General features: G+C 72.7%; 14 protein-coding genes and 2 tRNA genes. 9 read left to right on the forward strand and 7 right to left on the reverse strand.

Annotated elements, in window-relative coordinates; genetic code table 11:
* Window positions 1-170 precede the first annotated feature (170 nt).
* Window positions 171-243: transfer RNA gene (locus tag ACWCP2_RS03520), tRNA-Lys, on the forward strand.
* Window positions 244-726: 483 nt separating this feature from the next.
* On the forward strand, window positions 727-1,098 hold the full coding sequence (locus tag ACWCP2_RS03525) for a response regulator transcription factor (RefSeq protein ID WP_450906902.1): 372 nt from the start codon (window positions 727-729) through the stop codon (window positions 1,096-1,098).
* Window positions 1,099-1,109: 11 nt separating this feature from the next.
* Here the strand turns inward: ACWCP2_RS03525 and ACWCP2_RS03530 are convergent, their stop codons facing one another.
* From ACWCP2_RS03530 to ACWCP2_RS03540, 3 genes are all read right to left on the reverse strand, one after another.
* Window positions 1,110-1,676, reverse strand: coding sequence for a DUF3152 domain-containing protein (locus ACWCP2_RS03530; RefSeq protein WP_450906903.1), 567 nt, complete (start codon window positions 1,674-1,676; stop codon window positions 1,110-1,112).
* A gap of 273 nt (window positions 1,677-1,949) precedes the next feature.
* Window positions 1,950-2,882 (reverse strand): hypothetical protein, encoded by a 933-nt coding sequence (locus ACWCP2_RS03535; protein ID WP_450906904.1) that lies wholly within the window; start codon window positions 2,880-2,882, stop codon window positions 1,950-1,952.
* 136 nt (window positions 2,883-3,018) lie between these two features.
* Entirely contained in the window at window positions 3,019-3,414 is a 396-nt protein-coding gene (locus ACWCP2_RS03540) for a hypothetical protein (protein ID WP_450906905.1), read from the reverse strand.
* A gap of 259 nt (window positions 3,415-3,673) precedes the next feature.
* Here ACWCP2_RS03540 and ACWCP2_RS03545 point away from each other — a divergent pair, with 259 nt between their 5' ends.
* The 7 genes from ACWCP2_RS03545 to ACWCP2_RS03575 all read left to right on the forward strand — a co-directional run bounded on the left by ACWCP2_RS03545 (window position 3,674) and on the right by ACWCP2_RS03575 (window position 10,704).
* On the forward strand, window positions 3,674-4,165 hold the full coding sequence (locus ACWCP2_RS03545) for a hypothetical protein (protein ID WP_450906906.1): 492 nt from the start codon (window positions 3,674-3,676) through the stop codon (window positions 4,163-4,165).
* Window positions 4,166-4,218: 53 nt separating this feature from the next.
* Window positions 4,219-5,823 (forward strand): peptidoglycan-binding protein, encoded by a 1,605-nt coding sequence (locus tag ACWCP2_RS03550; RefSeq protein ID WP_450906907.1) that lies wholly within the window; start codon window positions 4,219-4,221, stop codon window positions 5,821-5,823.
* On the forward strand, window positions 5,820-6,554 hold the full coding sequence (locus ACWCP2_RS03555) for an ABC transporter ATP-binding protein (RefSeq protein ID WP_450906908.1): 735 nt from the start codon (window positions 5,820-5,822) through the stop codon (window positions 6,552-6,554). The genes ACWCP2_RS03550 and ACWCP2_RS03555 overlap by 4 nt, the downstream gene beginning before the upstream one ends.
* Window positions 6,551-7,822 carry an ABC transporter permease gene (locus tag ACWCP2_RS03560; protein WP_450906909.1) on the forward strand — a complete coding sequence of 424 codons (1,272 nt, stop codon included), beginning with the start codon at window positions 6,551-6,553 and terminating at the stop codon, window positions 7,820-7,822. The genes ACWCP2_RS03555 and ACWCP2_RS03560 overlap by 4 nt, the downstream gene beginning before the upstream one ends.
* Window positions 7,823-7,959: 137 nt before the next feature.
* Window positions 7,960-8,033 (forward strand) — tRNA-Met (locus tag ACWCP2_RS03565).
* A 166-nt stretch (window positions 8,034-8,199) separates the two neighbouring features.
* Window positions 8,200-9,381, forward strand: a complete 1,182-nt coding sequence (locus tag ACWCP2_RS03570) for a PP2C family protein-serine/threonine phosphatase (protein ID WP_450906910.1) — start codon at window positions 8,200-8,202, stop codon at window positions 9,379-9,381.
* A 282-nt stretch (window positions 9,382-9,663) separates the two neighbouring features.
* Window positions 9,664-10,704 carry a M23 family metallopeptidase gene (locus ACWCP2_RS03575; RefSeq protein ID WP_450906911.1) on the forward strand — a complete coding sequence of 347 codons (1,041 nt, stop codon included), beginning with the start codon at window positions 9,664-9,666 and terminating at the stop codon, window positions 10,702-10,704.
* On the opposite strand, the gene ACWCP2_RS03580 is transcribed toward ACWCP2_RS03575, so the two are convergent.
* The 4 genes from ACWCP2_RS03580 to ACWCP2_RS03595 all read right to left on the reverse strand — a co-directional run bounded on the left by ACWCP2_RS03580 (window position 10,655) and on the right by ACWCP2_RS03595 (window position 16,196).
* A complete protein-coding gene (locus ACWCP2_RS03580; protein WP_450906912.1) occupies window positions 10,655-11,977 on the reverse strand; it encodes a PrsW family intramembrane metalloprotease in 1,323 nt (440 codons plus the stop codon). The two genes, ACWCP2_RS03575 and ACWCP2_RS03580, sit on opposite strands and share 50 nt — an antisense overlap.
* A gap of 43 nt (window positions 11,978-12,020) precedes the next feature.
* Complete coding sequence (gene trmB, locus ACWCP2_RS03585; protein WP_450906913.1) at window positions 12,021-12,842, reverse strand: tRNA (guanosine(46)-N7)-methyltransferase TrmB; 822 nt, start codon at window positions 12,840-12,842, stop codon at window positions 12,021-12,023.
* 468 nt (window positions 12,843-13,310) lie between these two features.
* A complete protein-coding gene (gene lhgO / locus ACWCP2_RS03590; protein ID WP_450906938.1) occupies window positions 13,311-14,519 on the reverse strand; it encodes an L-2-hydroxyglutarate oxidase in 1,209 nt (402 codons plus the stop codon).
* Window positions 14,520-14,600: 81 nt separating this feature from the next.
* On the reverse strand, window positions 14,601-16,196 hold the full coding sequence (locus ACWCP2_RS03595; RefSeq protein WP_450906914.1) for a sporulation protein: 1,596 nt from the start codon (window positions 16,194-16,196) through the stop codon (window positions 14,601-14,603).
* Between the last annotated feature and the right edge of the window lie 652 nt (window positions 16,197-16,848).

Below are 16,848 nucleotides of genomic sequence, written 5' to 3' on the forward strand. Positions count from 1 at the left end.
CACCTGACAGGGCCCCTGCGACAGCCGTCGCAGGGGCCCTTTCGGCTGCGGCCGGGACGACCTCGCGGGTGCGGCCCGAGGACGGCTCCACGGCGACCTGTTGGCCCGGGAGCCGATTCCCGATCGGTTGTCCGGCGCTCTGCGGCTATGCTCTGGGGTGAGCACGTCGAGGGCCATTAGCTCAATTGGCAGAGCAGCGGACTTTTAATCCGTTGGTTGTCGGTTCGAGTCCGACATGGCCTACTGCTCGCAGGCGGGGGACACGTTCCCTGACCTGCTCCTGAGCGCCCCACCCGGCTTCGGCCGGGTGGGGCGCTCAGTCGTTTCCGGGCCCGTGCGGGAACGATCCGCGGGCGGACGGGGTGGGTTCGGCCCGCTCGACGGCCAGGAGCACCCGCCCGGCGCGGCCGGCCCGCCGGCCCGGCCCGGCTCGCGGCGGGGGATCGGTTCGCGCCGCGCCGTGCCGTGGGCCCCGATCGCCTCGCCGGCACCGGCGAGGGCGTCGGCCATGCCCCGGGCACCGACGGGAGCGAGGCCGCAGGCCGCAGTACGGGGTGGGTTTTTCTACGGAGAAACCGTTGCTGGCAGTCCGTCAGCAATGTTGAAAGGAACCAATGCGTCGGGCTGAGTCGGAAGTTAAACTGAAGATGAAGCCCTCGGGTTCCTTGTTATGGGGCCGGAACCCGCTGCGTGGCCTTCCGGGAACCGGCAGGCCAAGGGTTGTGGATGAGTGGTCGAGTGCGGTGGTTCGATTTCACCGAGTCCGATCACCGCTACGGGGGATGGGGTGAGAGTCAGTTGAGTCCGTACTGCCCTTTGTGCCAAGTCGACGGCCGGGAGCCGTGGGACAAGGGAATGGATTGGGTGCGCCGGGAACTGCCCAGAGTATCCGCGCTCTCCGACAGGGAACTCCAGGTGTTCCATGCGATGGCATGCGGTCCCACGAACGATGAGCTCGCGGAGGGACTGGAGATGACCGTGCGTACGGTGAAATTCCACCTGGAGAACATCCGCGGAAAGCTGGGCGGCATAACCCGCGTCCAGACGTGTTTACTCGCCGCGCATCACCGGATCGCCACCTGCCCCACCGGACACTGATACGGAGATGCTCACGGCACGGGCGGCCCTTGTATGTAGCGGCCGTTCGTGCCGTACGGCCACGCGTTCGACCGGCAGCCGCGCAGGCCCTTGATCTGCTGCATCATCGCGGGGGCGAGCGCGCCGGGGCCGGCGCAGCTCTCGTGCCCGCGGCCGATCTCGTGGCCCACTTCATGGTTGATGATGAGCGCCCGGTACTCCTGAACCGGCCCGTCGAACTCCGGGGACCCCTGCACCCAGCGCTTCAGGTTGACCACGACCGTGTGTCCGGTCCGGCAGTTCACATTGCCGCGGCTCTCCGGCGTGGTCACGTTGCACAGCCGGTCGGTGGTCGCGGGCGTGGCCACCTTGACCGTGAAGTCCACCGGCCCCGAGGAGACCAGCTGGAATCCGTACGCCTTGTTCCTCGTCCAGCCGCGCGGATGCCCGAGGATGTCGGCCACCGCGCGCGCGGTCTGCGGCCCGTTCAACTGGATCCCGTCCTCGATCTCCACCCGGTAGCGCCGGATCTGCCCCTGCCCCTGGGCCTTGCCCTGGGCCTGCGCGACCTTGAAGGTGCCCGGGCCGGTCGCCGGCACGGCGGTGCTGGGGGACGGCGATGGAGAAGGTGACGGCGCCGGTGGCGGTGAGGTGGAAGGGGACGGTGAGGGTGTGGGTACCGGCGCCGGGCTCCCGCTGGGCTCCGTCATTGCGTGCCGGGCCGGCGGCTCGGACGCTGCCGGCCGGAGCACGATGGCCGCGCCCGCCCCGGCGCAGGCCGCGGCCACCACGACGCCGGCCGCCAAGGCGCGCTTCCTCCAACGGCGCCTCGCCTGGCCACCGCTCGGCCGCGCTGATCGCTTCCCCACGGATCAGGACGCCGCGATCAGCGACGCGGCGAGCTTGATGCGCTCGTCGAGCTGCTTCTTCGCCCGGTCCAGGGTCTCGGCGTTCTGCTCGACCAGCCGCTTCTGGTAGGCGGTCTCCACCGTGTACCAGACGCCCACCAGGTTGGTCTCCTTCTTGCACTGCACGTCCTGCTTGGCGATGGCGATCGCCTGCGGGCTGCCGAAGTTGGAGTCGTCGATCCCGGGCGGCGGGCCCATCGGGCTGTCCACGGTGTATCCGGCCTTGCCCATGCACGCGCTCCACGACGTGATGACCTTGCGGACCCGGCTGTCCTCCTGGGAGCGGGCGTAGCCGTCGAAGCGGAAGTTCTGCGAGACCATGATGTCCACCGAGTCCTTGGACGGCGCGTACAGCTTGAGGAAGCTTTCGCGCCGGCAGCCGCCGGCCGGGACCTTCTGCCCGCCGACGGTCGTCGCCGCCACATCGGACTTCTCCGCTTCCTCCTGGTTCATCGGGACCGGCAGGGAGGGGTCCACCTCCAGGCCGCCCAGCACCAGCTTCTCGTTGGGGCCCATGGGCTTCTGCGGCGGCTTCTGGACGCGGTCGACCTCAGGGTTCGTGTAGCCGTACCGGGCCGCTTCGGCGGCGTCGGAGAGTCCGTAGCGCCGGCTTTCGTCGCCGGGGGCGGTCGAACCGGTCGCCCGCCGCAGCTCGTAGCGGAACCCGTAGCGCTGCATGCACTGGTCGATGAGTACGTCCTGCGCCTCGGCGAGCAGCCCGCTCTGCTGGGCGTTCGGCTCGTAGGAGGCCAGCGGGAAGGCGAGGGTCTTGCTTTCGAGCAGTACCGGCACCGTGCCGATCGCGGGTTCCTCGCCGGAGTCGCCGCCGCCGGACTGCGAGCACCCGGTCAGGAGGAGGGTGAGCACGGCTGCGGACACCGTCAGGGCGGTGGGCAAGGGACGCGGCGCAAACATAGGGACTCCGATGCGGGGAAGGCTAAGATGCGGAGCACGGCAGCTCCGCGCGGCGCATACGCGCGGAGCTGCCGTGTCGCTTACGAGGTCTCGGGGTGCGAGATCTCGGCGGATCGACTCAGGCGAGGTAGGCCGAGGAGATCGTGTTCTTGAAGGTCGAGCTGGCGTTGCCCTTGTAACCGGCCGGGAGGAACCCGTCGGTGCCCCCGCCGTTCCAGTCGGTGTGCACGCTCCACTGGTAGGAGTCCTGGTTCGAGTAGGACTCGGTGTTGTCGTTCGTGGTGGAGCCGGCGCAGCTCTGCGAACCCTTGAAGTAGTCGTCCGCGAAGTTCGAGTCGGAGACGTAGAGGTCGAAGACCGAGTTGCTCTGGTTCTGGAGGCAGAACAGGCCGAACTCGCCGGACGTGAGCCAGCCGTCCTTGCCGGCGGCCGAGGCCGAACCGGCGCTGACGCCGATGGCGCCGAGAATCAGACCGGCGGCCGCGACGGCGCGCAGGGAATTACGAAGCTTCATCAGTTTTCCCTTTCGTTCAAGTCGTTGGAATTCCGGTTGGTCAGGCTCCGGGTCAATACGGGCCGGGTCCTGAACGTCAACGAGTGGATCACGCCATGGCGGGCCTTCACAACTGTCCCAAAGCACAGGTGGGGATCACGTCATGGCCTGATCCGTACCTGTTCTTGAGGACAGGTACGTGACCTTATTTCTCGCCTAGGGTGTCATTGATACGCGATGCCTCAGGAGGTCTGCTGTGCTATTCGGACGAGCCCGATTCGTGGCCACCCCCGCTCTGCTTTCGACCGTTCTACTGCTGTCCGGCTGCTCGGGTTCGCCCTCCGCTTCCCCTTCCGCTTCCTCTTCCAGTTCTGCGGCGCAATCCGGTCCGGCCAAGGGGGCGGTCGATCCGAAGCAGGCCGACTTCTTCCAATGCCTCAAGGAAAAGGGGCTGCCGATGAAGGAAACGGATTCCAATATTCCGGTCGTGGATTCGAGCAAGGCGGATCCGGCCAAGGTCAAGGAAGCCGAAGTCGCCTGTGAGAGCCGCCGGTCGGTTCCGGCGGCGACCGCCGAGGAGCTCGCCCAGGCGAAGGCGTTCACCGCCTGCATGCGGGCGAGCGGGGTGGCGGACTTCCCCGATCCCGATCCGAGGACTGCCGAGCACCGCATGGAAGAGCTCGGCCTGAAGGATTCACCGCAGGGGGCCGCCGCCTTGAAGAAGTGCGGTGGCCGGCCCCAGTCGGTGACCAGCGGGCAGAGTGCGGGGTGACGGGGGACACGGGGGACACGGGGCACACGGGGGACGCGGGGGACGCGGGCTCCATGGCGCCGGCGCGCCCCGCAGAGCCCGTCGGGGAGTCCGAAGGTGCCGAGGCGTCCGCCGGGCTGGCCGGGCGTCGCAAGTGGGTGGCGGCCGTGGCCGTGGGAGCGGTGCTGCTCTCCGCCGCGGGTGTCGCCGCCTCGCTGGTGATCAAGTCCCCGGCACAGACCGCCGCCGAAGCCGGCCCGCCGCCGCTGGACGTACTCGTCGCGCGCGTCGAGAAGCGCGTGCTGCGCGACACCGTGATCGTGCGCGGCACCGTCACCTCCGCCCAGGCCGTCCAGGTCACCCCCGTGGTCGCGGGCGGGGAGGGCGCGGGGACCCCGGTGGTCACCAAGGTCGCCGTACGCCAGGGTGACCCGGTCCAGGCGGGAAAGGTGCTCCTGGAAGTGTCCGGCCGCCCGGTCTTCGCGTTTCCGGGCGCTCTTCCGGTTTACCGGGACCTGAAGCCGGGGGCCACCGGCGAAGACGTCAAGCAACTCCAGAAGGCCCTCGCCGGTCTGGGGCACGGCACGGGCTCCGACCGCTCGGGCACCTTCGGCGCCGGTACGAAGGCCGGGCTGGCCTCCTTCTACAAGTCCATCGGCTACGACCCGCTGCCCGCGGTCGCCGACGGCGGTGAGGCCGTGAAGGCCGCCGATGACGCGGTCACTTCGGCCGAGCGCTCCCTGGAGGACGCCAAGGCCGCAGCGAAGGCCGCGAACAAGGGTTCCTCGGGAGCCGAGGGAGCAGAGGGAGCCGAGGGAGCCAAGGGCGCCGGGGGCGCCAAGGGAGCCGGGGGCGCCAAGGGCCCCTCGGGTTCCGGGAGCACCGGCGGCAAGGGCTCGGGCCAGGACTCCGCCCGTGCCGTGGCCCGCGCCCAGGAGGACCTGACCAAGGCCCGCGAGCGCCTCGCCGAGGCCCGCGCGGCGGCCGGACCCATGCTCCCGGCCGGCGAGGTCGTCTTCCTGGAGTCCTTCCCCGCCCGAGCCGACTCCGTCGCCGTCCGCCCGGGCTCCCAGATCAGCGGCTCCGCGATGTCGCTCTCCGCGGGCGCGCTCGTCGTACGCGGTCAGCTCCAGGAACATCAGAAGGGCCTGGTCCGCGCCGGCCAGAAGGTCGAGATCCTGTCCGAGACCAGTGGGATCACGACGGCCGCCGAGGTGCTGACGGTCGCGGACACCCGGTCCGCGGCGCCCGCCGCACCGAACGGCGGGCCGAACGGTGGCCAGGACCAGGGGCAGCAGGCTCCCGCCCCCGGAGGGCCGAGCGGCTACGAGATGGTCGTGCGCCCCCTCGCCGCGCTGGACGCCAAACTCGCGGGACAGGACGTACGGCTGACCGTGGAGGCCGCCGCGACCGACGGCAACGCGCTGGTCGTCCCGGTGTCCGCAGTCTCCGCTGGAACCGACGGCCGCACCACGGTCACCGTGGTGAACGGTACGGGGGCCCAGCGTCGCGTCGAGGTCCGGCCCGGCACCACCGGCGACGGCTACGTGGAGGTCCGGCCCACCCCGGACGGCACCCTCGCGGACGGGGACTCGGTGGTCACCGGAGTCAACCCGGGCGTCGCCAACAAGCAGACCGGCGGCAAGAGCGGCAGCGGCAAGACCGGCGGCGGCTCATGACCGAGGCCGAGGCCGAGGCCGTGGCCGGGGGCGAGGCCGTGGCCGGGGCCGCGCCGCCCGTCATCGAGTTCCGGCAGGTGGGCCTCACGTACCCCGGCCCGCCACCGGTGGCGGCCTTCAAGCCGTGCGATCTCACCATCCAGCGCGGGGAGTTCGTCACGGTCGTCGGCCCCTCGGGCTCCGGCAAGTCCACCTTCCTCAACATCGCGGGCCTGCTCGACGCACCGACCGAGGGCCACTACCTCATCGACGGCATCGACACCGGGGAACTCGGCGACAACGACCGGACGGCGCTGCGCGGCCGCCGCATCGGATTCGTCTTCCAGTCCTTCCACCTGCTGCCGCACCGCTCGGCCCTGGAGAACGTCGCCCTCGCCATGCTCTACAACGGCGTACCCCGCAAGGAGCGCCCCGCCCGTGCCCGGGAGGCCCTCAGCCGGGTAGGGCTCGCCCACCGCCTCACCGCTCTGCCCTCCCGGCTGTCCGGCGGCGAACGCCAGCGGGTGGCCATTGCCCGGGCCCTGGTCGCCCGGCCGTCGCTGCTGCTGTGCGACGAACCCACGGGAAACCTCGACTCCGTGAACGCCGACACCGTGCTGGCCCTCCTCGACGAGCTGCACGCCGACGGGATGACCGTGCTCGTCATCACCCACGACCAGGAGGTCGCCGCGCACGGCGGCCGGACCGTCGCCATCCGCGACGGCATACTGCGCGAACAGGCCCCCGCATGAAACTGCCCCAGCTCCGCCGGCTCGTACGGGGACGCTCCCGCACGGCCGCCCGGATCGAGCCCTCCCGCTTCGCCGCCCGCGACACCGTCTCCGAGGCCTTCGCGGGCGTCCTGCAGCGCCCGGCCCGCTCGGCGCTGACGGCGCTCGGAACGGTCCTCGGTGTCGGGACCTTCGTGGCCGTGCTCGGTCTGACCGCCACCACCTCGTCCCAGATCGACAGCCGCTTCAACCTGCTCACCGCCACCGAGGTGACCGTCGAGGACATCGCCCGGGAGAAGAACAACTTCGCCGGACCCGGATTCCCCGCGGACGCCGACGAACGCGTGGAGCGCCTCGGCGGGGTGCAGCACGCGGGCGTGTTCTACAAGGTCCGCCTCGACGCCGCCGACGGCGGCGTCCGCTCCGCCCCGGTCGGTGGCGCCACGGGCGGGGGCACCACCGACGTGGTCGCCGCCTCCCCCGGAGCCCTCCAGGCCGCTGTCCCCACGATGGCCCAGGGCCGCCTCTACGACGGGTACCACTCCGGTGCCAAGCAGCGCGTGGCCGTCCTCGGCTCGGCCGTCGCCGCCCGGCTCGGCATCACCACCCTCGACACCCGGCCGGCCGTGTTCATCGGCTCCGAGCCCTTCGCGGTGGTCGGGATCATCGAGGACGTCGAGCGCAAGTCCGAGCTGCTCCTGTCGGTCGTGATCCCCCGCACCACCGCCGAGGACATCTGGGGTCCGCCCGAGAGCAGCGGCACCACCATGCTGATCGCGACCGACATCGGCGCCGCCCAGCAGGTCGCCCACCTGGCCCCCACCGCCCTGCGCCCCGACCACCCCGAGTACCTCAAGGCCGTACCGCCGCCCGACCCCCGCAGCCTGCGCAGCGGGGTCACCTCCGACCTTCAGCAGCTCTTCCTGATCCTTGCCGGGATCTGCCTGGTCATCGGCGCCGTCGGCATCGCCAACACCACCCTGGTCGCCGTTCTGGAACGCACCGGCGAGATCGGTCTGCGCCGTGCGCTGGGAGCCCGCGGACGCCACATCACCGCCCAGTTCCTCGCCGAGTCGGGCGCCTTGGGGGCGCTCGGCGGGCTCGTCGGCACCTCCCTGGGCACGCTCACCGTGGTGGGTGTCGCCGTACTCCGCGACTGGACCCCCGTCGTCCACCCGGCCACCGTCGCGACCGCGCCCCTCCTCGGACTGGTGACCGGAGTCCTGGCCGGCCTCTACCCGGCCTGGCGCGCCGCCCGCATCGAGCCCGCCGAGGCCCTGCGCCGCTGATCGCGCTGCCCGAGCCGCCGAGCCGCCCGGAAGTCCGGTTCCACGGCTCTGACCTGCGGCGATGCCCTGTTCCGGGGTGCCGTGGGCGGTAATTGGCGGGGGCCTCCCCCCGGATGGCGTAGAGTTGGGTTTACCGACGCGGGGTGGAGCAGCTCGGTAGCTCGCTGGGCTCATAACCCAGAGGTCGTAGGTTCAAATCCTGCCCCCGCTACTCAGTACGAAGACCCGGTCCCCTTTGGGGGGCCGGGTCTTCGTCGTTTCCGCGGTGCGCCTCCCCGGCACCTCCCCGTCACCCGAACGGTCGCGCCCGGGTCGCCGTACGGGCCCTCCAGCCGCCAGCCTTGGGGTGCGAGGCGGACCGGCGGCGGGAGAACGGCGTGGTGGGGCTGGGCCGGCAGGGCAGGGGCGAGCGCGTCTTCGGCGCGGTCGCCGGCAGCGCGGTGGTCCGGCGGATCGTCACCATGCTTCCGGTCACCCTGATCGTCCTCGGGTTCCTCTTCGACGTGCTGACCCCGCCCAGCTTCACGGGCTCGCCCTTCTTCTCCGCCGCCCCGCTCATCGCGGCCCCGCTCTTCAGCCTCCGGGCCACCGTCCTCACCGGGATCCTGGCCACCCTCGCCGTGGTCGTGCTGCACCTCTACAACGGCACCACCTTCAAGGTGGAGGCCATGACCGAGCTGGCCACCGTCCTGACCGTCTCCGGGCTGGCCACGCTCATCAACATCGTCGTGCGGCGCGGTACGGAGCAGCTCGCCTCCGCGCGCGGGATCGCCGAGGCGGCCCAGCGCGCCGTCCTGCCGACGCCCGCCGAGCGGATCGCGGGTCTGCGGGTCTGCGCCTCCTACGAGGCCGCGCAGGCCGACGCGTTCATCGGCGGCGACCTCTACGCCGTCCAGGACACCCCGTACGGGGTGCGCCTCGCGGTGGGCGACGTACGGGGGAAGGGGCTCGGTGCGGTCGAGGCCGTGGCCGTGGTCCTCGGGGCGTTCCGGGAGGCGGCCGAGAGCGAGCCCACCCTGGAGGGCGTGGCGCGGCGGCTGGAGCGGGCGCTGGCGCGGGAGGGGAACCGGCGCGACAGCCTGGACGCGGTGGAGGGGTTCACCACGTGCGTGCTCGGCGAGATCCCGGCGGGTGCGGGCCTGCTGCGGCTCGTCAACCGCGGCCACCCCGAACCGCTGCTGCTGTACGCGAACGGCGGCCTCGCGGAGCTGGCCCCCGCCGAGCCGGCGCTGCCGCTGGGCATGGGGGAGCTGGGCGGCTGGCCGGACCGGGTGCAGGAATGGCCCTTCCCGGAGGGGGCGACGCTGCTCCTGTACACGGACGGGCTGACCGAGGCCCGGGACGGGAGCGGGGAGTTCTACGATCCCGCGGCCCGGCTGCGCGGGCGGGTCTTCCCCGGGCCCGAGGAATTGCTGAGCGCACTCGCCACCGATGTCCGCCGCCACACGGGTGGCGCGGCGACGGACGACATGGCCCTGCTGGCGGTGGCCAGACCGGATGCGGGGCAGCCGAGCCGGCGGCGGACGGTGCCGGTGGTCCCGAAAGGGGACGGAGCGTGACCGGATCGACGCACTCGGCAAGCAGTCTGACGGACCATCAATGTGAAGATGTGGCGGGAGAGACTAGGGAGAGGTTTGATTTTTGCCCGGGTTAATCCATGAATATGGCGATAAGTCCTGGCCAAAGCCGTGCGGGCGGTGGCTGATTGTCGTGAACGATCAATCGCAACTGCTTGGAATCACTCCCCCTTCTCTATTACCGTTCGATAACGCAGAGCGGTCGTCCCAGCCGTCGCAAGAGACGGCACCGTGCGCGTGCTCGCCCATGAGGAGTGTGCCCCGGTGGCCTCCAACTCGCCTGCCCCTGAAGGCACCGACGTCCAGGAGCAGCCCACCGCCGGAGCCTGGGGCGAGTGGAACCCCACCGAGGACTCGGCACGGCCGCCGCGCGGCAAGCACCGCGTGCTCAAGCAGCGCGGGGGACTGGCCCGCTCCTCCACCGTCCTCGGCGTCGGCGTGATCGCCGCGGTCGGAGCGGGAGGCATCGCCACCGCGCAGGACCGCCCCCAGGTCGCCATATCCCTGCCGTCGCTGCCGGCCCTGCCCGACCTTCCGGAGGCCCTGGGCGGTGTGGATCAGACCGCCGCGGACTCCGCCACCGCCGCCGCTGAGCCGGCGCGGTCGGGGATCATCCCGCAGCAGGCCGACCGCCGCTCCGACGCGGGCGAGCTGCTGCGCAGCCGGATCCTCCAGCAGGCCGATTCCCAGCACGAGGCCGCGGCGGCCCAGGAGCGGGCCGAAGCCGAACGGGCGGCGCAGGAAGCGGCGGCCCGGCAGGCGCGCGATGCCCGGACGGCCGAGGAAGCGGCGCAGAAGGCGGCCCAGGAAGCCGCCGAGAAGGCGGCGGCCGAGGAGGCGCGCCGGGCGAAGGAGGCCAAGGCGGCCGCCGAGGCCAAGGCCAAGGCGGAGGCCGCCGCCCGGTCGGCCGGCTCCTTCTTCCTGCCCACCTCTGCCTACACCCTCACCTCGCACTACGGCGACTCCGGCTCGATGTGGTCCTCCGGCCACCACACCGGCCTCGACTTCGCCGCTCCGACCGGCACCCCAGTCAAGGCGGTCGGCGCCGGCAAGATCGTCTCGGCCGGCTGGTCGGGTGCGTACGGCTACCGGATCGTGCTGGAACTCCCCGACGGCACCGAGATCTGGTACTGCCACCTGTCCTCGATGTCGGTGACCGGCGGCTCCGTCGCCGGGGGCGACACCATCGGCCGGGTCGGTGCGACCGGCAACGTCACCGGCCCCCACCTCCACCTCGAAGTCCGCCAGGGCGGCGTCACGGTGGACCCGCTGACATGGCTGAGGGCACGGGGCCTGAACGTCTAGCCGCCGGTACGCGCCCCACCACCGGCCCGCCCGGCCGGCCCGGCCCGTCCGGCGGGCCAAGGGGGTCGAACCAGGGCGGCAGCAGGTCCTCCAGCACCGCGGCCCGGGACAGCGCCGGGCCCGCCGTCGCGCGGCGCAGCCAGAGCCGGCGCAGCAACTCCCGCTCCCGCCAAGCGAAGTCCGGCTCCCGGGCCGGTCCGCCGCTGCGCGCCCGGTGACGTAGCAGGGCCAGGGCCGCGGCATCGGCCTCGTACAGGGCGACCGCCCGTCCCGCGGGCCGGCCCCCGGTGCTCCGGGCCAGGGCTCGGGCCAGGGAGCGTGCGGGCATCGACACCAGTGCGGGGACCTCGGCCGGGTTCAGCCAGCCGGCGGCCGCGTACAGGGCGAGCTCGCCGGCGACGGCCCGCAGCCGGCGGCGCCGTATCCACACGGCCAGCCAGGCCAGCAGCCCGAACACCGGGACCATCACGCAGCCGTAGACCACGTAGAACCCGGACTCGCCCAGGTCCGAGGAGCTGTTCCACAGCGCGTGCAACCCCATGGCGCAGGCCAGGCCGAGCAGCGGCAGGCCGATCCGGCGCGTACGGCGCACGGCGAGCGCGGCGGCCCCGAAGCCGAGTCCGGTGGCCACGGTGAACAGCGGATGGGCGAAGGGGGACATGACACCCCGGACGAAGAACGTCGCCGCCGTGACGGAGTTCAGCACCCCGGTGCCGTTCTCGGCGTCCTCGTCGAAGGCGTTGCCGAGGTAGAGGATGTTCTCGGTGAAGGCGAAGCCGGTGGCGGTGAAACCGGCCATCACGAAACCGTCGGCGGGGCCGGTGAACTGCCGTCTCCTGAACAGGAACACCAGCAGCAGGGCGGCCGCCTTGGCGCTCTCCTCGACCACCGGGGCGATCGCCACCGAGCCGAGCTGGTCGGCGTCCGAGGGATCGGCGGTGGCCGCGGCTATCCACTGGGTCGCGAAACTGTTGGCCAGTATGGCGATCAGCGCCGCCGCGCACGCCCCCCAGCCGAAGCAGAACGCCAACTGCGCCCACGGATGCGGCGCGGCCCGCCCCACCCAGCGGAACGCGGCGACGAGCGGAGCGACCGGCAGCAGGGCCAGACCCAGACCGACGAAGAAGCCGGGCGTACCGGTCTGTTCGCGTACGAGCTCCAGGATCGCGATGCCGCAGGCACCGAGCAGCACGACGAGCACGTACGTGCGCACGGCGCCGGCAGTCCGCGGCACGCGGTGCAGCAGCCGGGGAGGCCGGGTCGCTCGGGGCACACGATGACTCTACCGAGCGGACCCGACACGCGGAGTGATGTCCTCAGTTCTGCGCGTAACCGGTACGCCGGAACAGCAGATCGTGTACGACGTGCCCCTTGTCCAGGCCCTGCCCCTCGAAGCGGGTGAGCGGCCGGAAGTCGGGCCGGGGCGCGTAACCGCCGTCGGCCTGCGTGTTCTCGAACTCCGGCTGGGCCGTCAGCACTTCGAGCATCTGCTCGGCGTACGGCTCCCAGTCGGTCGCGCAGTGCAGGATCGCCCCGGGCGCCATGCGGGTGGCGGCCAGCGCGAGGAACTCGGGCTGGATCAGGCGCCGCTTGTGGTGGCGGGCCTTGGGCCAGGGGTCCGGGAAGTACACGCGGAGCCCGGCGAGGGAGTCCGGCGGCAGCATCTCGCGGAGCAGGATGATGGCGTCGCCGTTCGCGACGCGGACGTTGGTCATCCCGCCCCGCTCGGCGAGGGCGAGCAGGTTGCCCTGCCCGGGCGTGTGCACGTCGGCGGCCAGGATCCCGGTGCCGGGGTCGGCGGCGGCCATCTGCGCGGTGGCCTCGCCCATGCCGAAGCCGATCTCGAGCACGACGGGGAGCCCGTCGAACATCTCCTTCAGATCGAGCACGTGATGCCCGTCGATGTCGAGCCCCCAGGTCCCCCAGAGCCGCTTCAGGGCTTCGCCCTGCCCGGTGGTCACCCGGCTGCGGCGGGGCTGGAAGCTCCGGATCCGCCGCTCGTGATGCGATCCCGCCGGGTCGGGCGCGGGCCCGTCGGGGAACCGGGGCTCGGTGCGCCACTTCGGAGGCACGTAGGTGGAGGCCGCCTCCGGCACGGGCAAGGCGGCGGGATTCTGGGGACTCAGAGACTCAGACACAATCCCCGGATTCTACGCGCGCCCGCCCACCCCGACGATGCGCCGCGAATCCAGCCGCCCGGCACCCGCCCGGCCCTGCCGGCGTGTGAGGCGCGGGGTCCGGGGCGGAGCCCCAGGGGGGTCCGGGGCGAAGCCCGGCACCCGTCCGGCCCTGCCGGCGTGTGAGGCGCGGGTCCGGGGCGGAGCCCCAGGGGGTCGGGGCGCAGCCCGGTACCCCTCCAGCCCGCCGGCGTGTGAGGCCCGGGTCCGGGGCGAAGCCCCAGGGGGGTCCGGGGCGTAGCCCGGTATGCCGCTTTCAGCCCGTCCGGCGTTTGAGGACCGGGGTCCGGGCAGAGCCCGGGGAACGGTGGAAGGGCGGGTAGGGGAACTCCGCCCCGCGCAGCGGCACACCCGCAGCCACGCCCCCGCGCAGCGGTGCTCAAGGCCCCGGCCGGCCAGGGCCAAGGCCAGGGCCAAAGCCCCGCAGGGCTACGCGCTGCGCAGAGACTTGAGCGCCCGCCCGGCGATCTCCCGCCCGATGGGCAGCGAAGCGGTGGCCGCAGGCGACGGCGCATTCAGCACGTGCACCGTCCGCTCCCCCTCCCGGATCAGGAAGTCGTCCACCAGCGCCCCGTCCCGCAGCACGGCCTGCGCCCGCACCCCCGCCGCGGCGGGCACCAGATCCTCCGCGCGCACCGCCGGCAGCAGTCTCCGTACCGCCTCGACGAACGCCGTCTTCGACAGCGACCGCCGCACCTCACCGGCTCCGTACCGCCAGTGCCGGGCGGCCATCCGCCAGGATCCCGGCCAGGCCAGCTCGTCCGCGAGGTCCCGGGGACGGACCACGCCCCAGCCGTACCCCTCGCGCGCCAGCGCCGGCACGGCGTTCGGCCCGACGTGGACGCCGCCGCCGATGCCCCGGGTCAGGTGGACGCCGAGGAAGGGGAACGCCGGGTCCGGCACCGGATAGACCAGCCCGCGCACCAGCTCGGGCCGGGCCAGGTCGTAGTACTCGCCCCGGAAGGGCAGGATCCGCATCCCCGGGTCGTCGCCGGCCAGCCGCGCGATCCGGTCGCACTGCAGCCCGGCGCAGTTCACCAGCACCCGGGCGCGCACGACCACGCCACTGCTGGTCCGCACCGCCACGCCCGACGCCCGCCGCGAGATCAGATCGACGGTCCCGCCGTAGACGATCTCCGCCCCGGAGGCCTCCGCGAGCTGCTGCGCGACCCGCCCGTAGTCCACGATCCCCGTGGTCCCGACGTGGATCGCCGCGAGCCCGCGCACTTCGGGCTCGTACTCCGCGATCTGCGTCGGCCCCAGCTCCCGCACCGGGATGCCGTTCTCCCGGCCCCGCTGGACGAGCGCGTGCAGCCGCGGCAGCTCGTCCCGCCCGGTGGCGACGATGAGCTTGCCCGTCACCTCGTGCGGGATGCCGTGCTCCGCGCAGAACTTGACCATCTCGGCCGCACCGCGCACCGCGAAGCGCGCCTTGAGGGAGCCCGGCTTGTAGTAGATCCCGCTGTGGATCACACCGCTGTTGCGGCCCGTCTGGTGCCGCGCGGGGCCGTCCTCCTTCTCCAGGACGACCACCCGGGTCCCCGGAGCGAGCCCCGCGAGGGCGTGCGCCGTCGACAAGCCGACGATGCCGCCGCCGATCACCAGCACATCGCAGTCCAGCCTGCCCAGCCCGCTCATGCCGCCCACGCCGCCGCCCACACTGACACCTCCCACCCCTGCATAGTGCACCCCGCCACTGACAGCGGGGCCACGCGGGGCCTATGCCGGGGTTACCAGCAGAGGCCTGGCCCGCTCGCGCAGTTCGGCGACGCGCGGTTCGTGCCCGTACGGTTCCAGCCGGTGCAGGAGGTCCCGTACGTACTCGGTCGTCCGGGCCGACGAGATCCGCCCCGCGACCTCGACTGCCCGGGTTCCCGCCGCGCACGCCGCGTCGAGGTTCCCGGACTCCAGCTCGGCCACCGCGCTCACGACGAGCCGCAGCCCGTGTGATCGTACGTACTCCTCCGTCGGCCGGGACAGTGCCTGTTCCGTGAAACGCCGTACCTGACGCGGGAGTTTGAGGTCGCGGTAGCACTCGGCCGCGTCCGCGGCGAAGCGGTCGTACGAGTAGAAGCCCAGCCAGGTCGGGTCGGCGTCGCCGTCCCGGGCCCGTTCCAGCCAGCCCTCGGAGGCCCGCAGGGCGGCCCCGGCGGCCGCCGAATCGCCGGCCTTCGCGTGCGCCCGGGCCTCGACGAGGCGGAAGAAGCTCATCGTGCGTGCGGTGGCCAGGCCCCGGTTGCGTTCGACGGCGGCCTGCGCGAGGTCCACGCCCTCGTCCGGGAAGTCCCGGTAGGTGGCCTGCAGGGACATCGACGCCAGCACGTACCCGCCGAGCGGTACGTCGGCCGCGGCGCGGGCCAGGCGCAGCGCCTGGATGTAGTACCGCTGGGCGGCTTCCTGCTGCCCGGTGTCGAAGGCCATCCAGCCGGCCAGCCGGGTCAGTTCGGCGGTGGCGCCGAACAGCGCGCGGCCCACTTCGTCGGTGTAGGAGCCCAGCAGCAGCGGCGCGGCGTCCACCCGCAGGCACTCGGGCACCATCGAGGAACGCCAGTCGCCGCCGCCGTACTTGGAGTCCCAGCGGCGGGCGTCCTCGGCGGCCTCGCGCAGCTTGGTCACATCGCTGTGGCCCACGCGCTGCGGGCCCGCGGGGTCGGGGGCGGCCGGAGCGGGTGCGGCCGGTGTGGGCGCGGCCGGAGCGGGCGGCGATTGCGTCGGCGTCTCGCGCGCGGCCGGTGGCGTTTCGCGCGAAGGCTGGGCGGGCACACCCCCGACACGGGCGCCGGGCGGCGCCGGAAGGCCCTCCGGCGGGGCCGCGCCCGGGACCGCTTCGCGTGCCACCGGTTCGCGCGCCACCGAGCTGTCGGCGGGAGATATCAGCCACCGCGAGGCCGGTGTCGCGTAGGCCGACACGGAGAAGGAGCCGGCGAGCGACTGCCAGATCCCGCCACCCCCGCGACGGCCGGCGAGGTCGAGCCGGTAGAGGTCCGTGGCCGAGCGCACGGCGGCACCGACGTCGCGCGGGAAGGCCAGCCCCACCTCGGGCGCCGGATCCGCGTCCGCGAGCCCGATCTCGTGCAGCGGCACGGGCCGGCCGAGCTTCGCGCCGATGGCCGCCGCGATCAGGTGCGGGGCGGCGCCCTGCGGCACCATGCCCTTCGACACCCACCGGGCCACCGAGGTCTTGTCGTAGCGGAGGGTCAGACCGCGCTGCGCGCCGAGGTCGTTGACCCGCCGGGCCAGCCCTGCGTTGCTGATGCCCGCGAGGGCGAGGACGGCGCCGAGCTTCTCATTGGGCTCGCGGAGCTCCCTGGACATGCGCCACCCCTCGTCACACGCGGAACGCATACAACGCCAACGCAGCCGGGGCATAGGCGCCCGGCATTTCGTAAACCCAGCGTAGTTCCCCGCCTCCCAAGCGTTAAGGCCTCCTGTTCCGTATGGCGGGATTGTTGTCCGTATGCACAGTCGGGCCGGGGCCCGGGGCCGGGGCGCACGTGTCAGCGCGTGCTCCACCCGTGTGGCCGTGCGCCCGGCCGTGCGCTCTGGCCGCCGCGGGGGCCCGGCGATTCGATGTGCGGTGCGTGGGTCGGCCCGCCGCGCGGACCGGGCGGGCCGGGGGATGCCGCTGCCTCAATCCCCGCGGGTGGCGGAACGGTCCGGGGGGCGGATGCCGCCCCCCGGACCGCGCTCCGCCGTACGGGCCGTGCGGCGGACCCGCGGGACCGCGCGCGGGGCTCCGCGCAGGGCCCGTGCTGTGCTCGCGCCCTGCGCGTGCGGGGCGCGCGCAGGGCTCTCAGTACGGCCGAAGAATGGCCGAAACCGACCTATGGGGCGGTCGGAACGGAACGCCAAATACCGCATGGCCGGGGCGTGTTCGTTTATACGTGCGCCCCCCTTACCCACTCCCGCACGCCTGTCTCGTGGCAGCATGGACCCCGAGCCACCCGGGGTCCCTCCGGCCCGCGCC

It is taken from the genome of Streptomyces sp. NPDC002104, assembly GCF_053593795.1.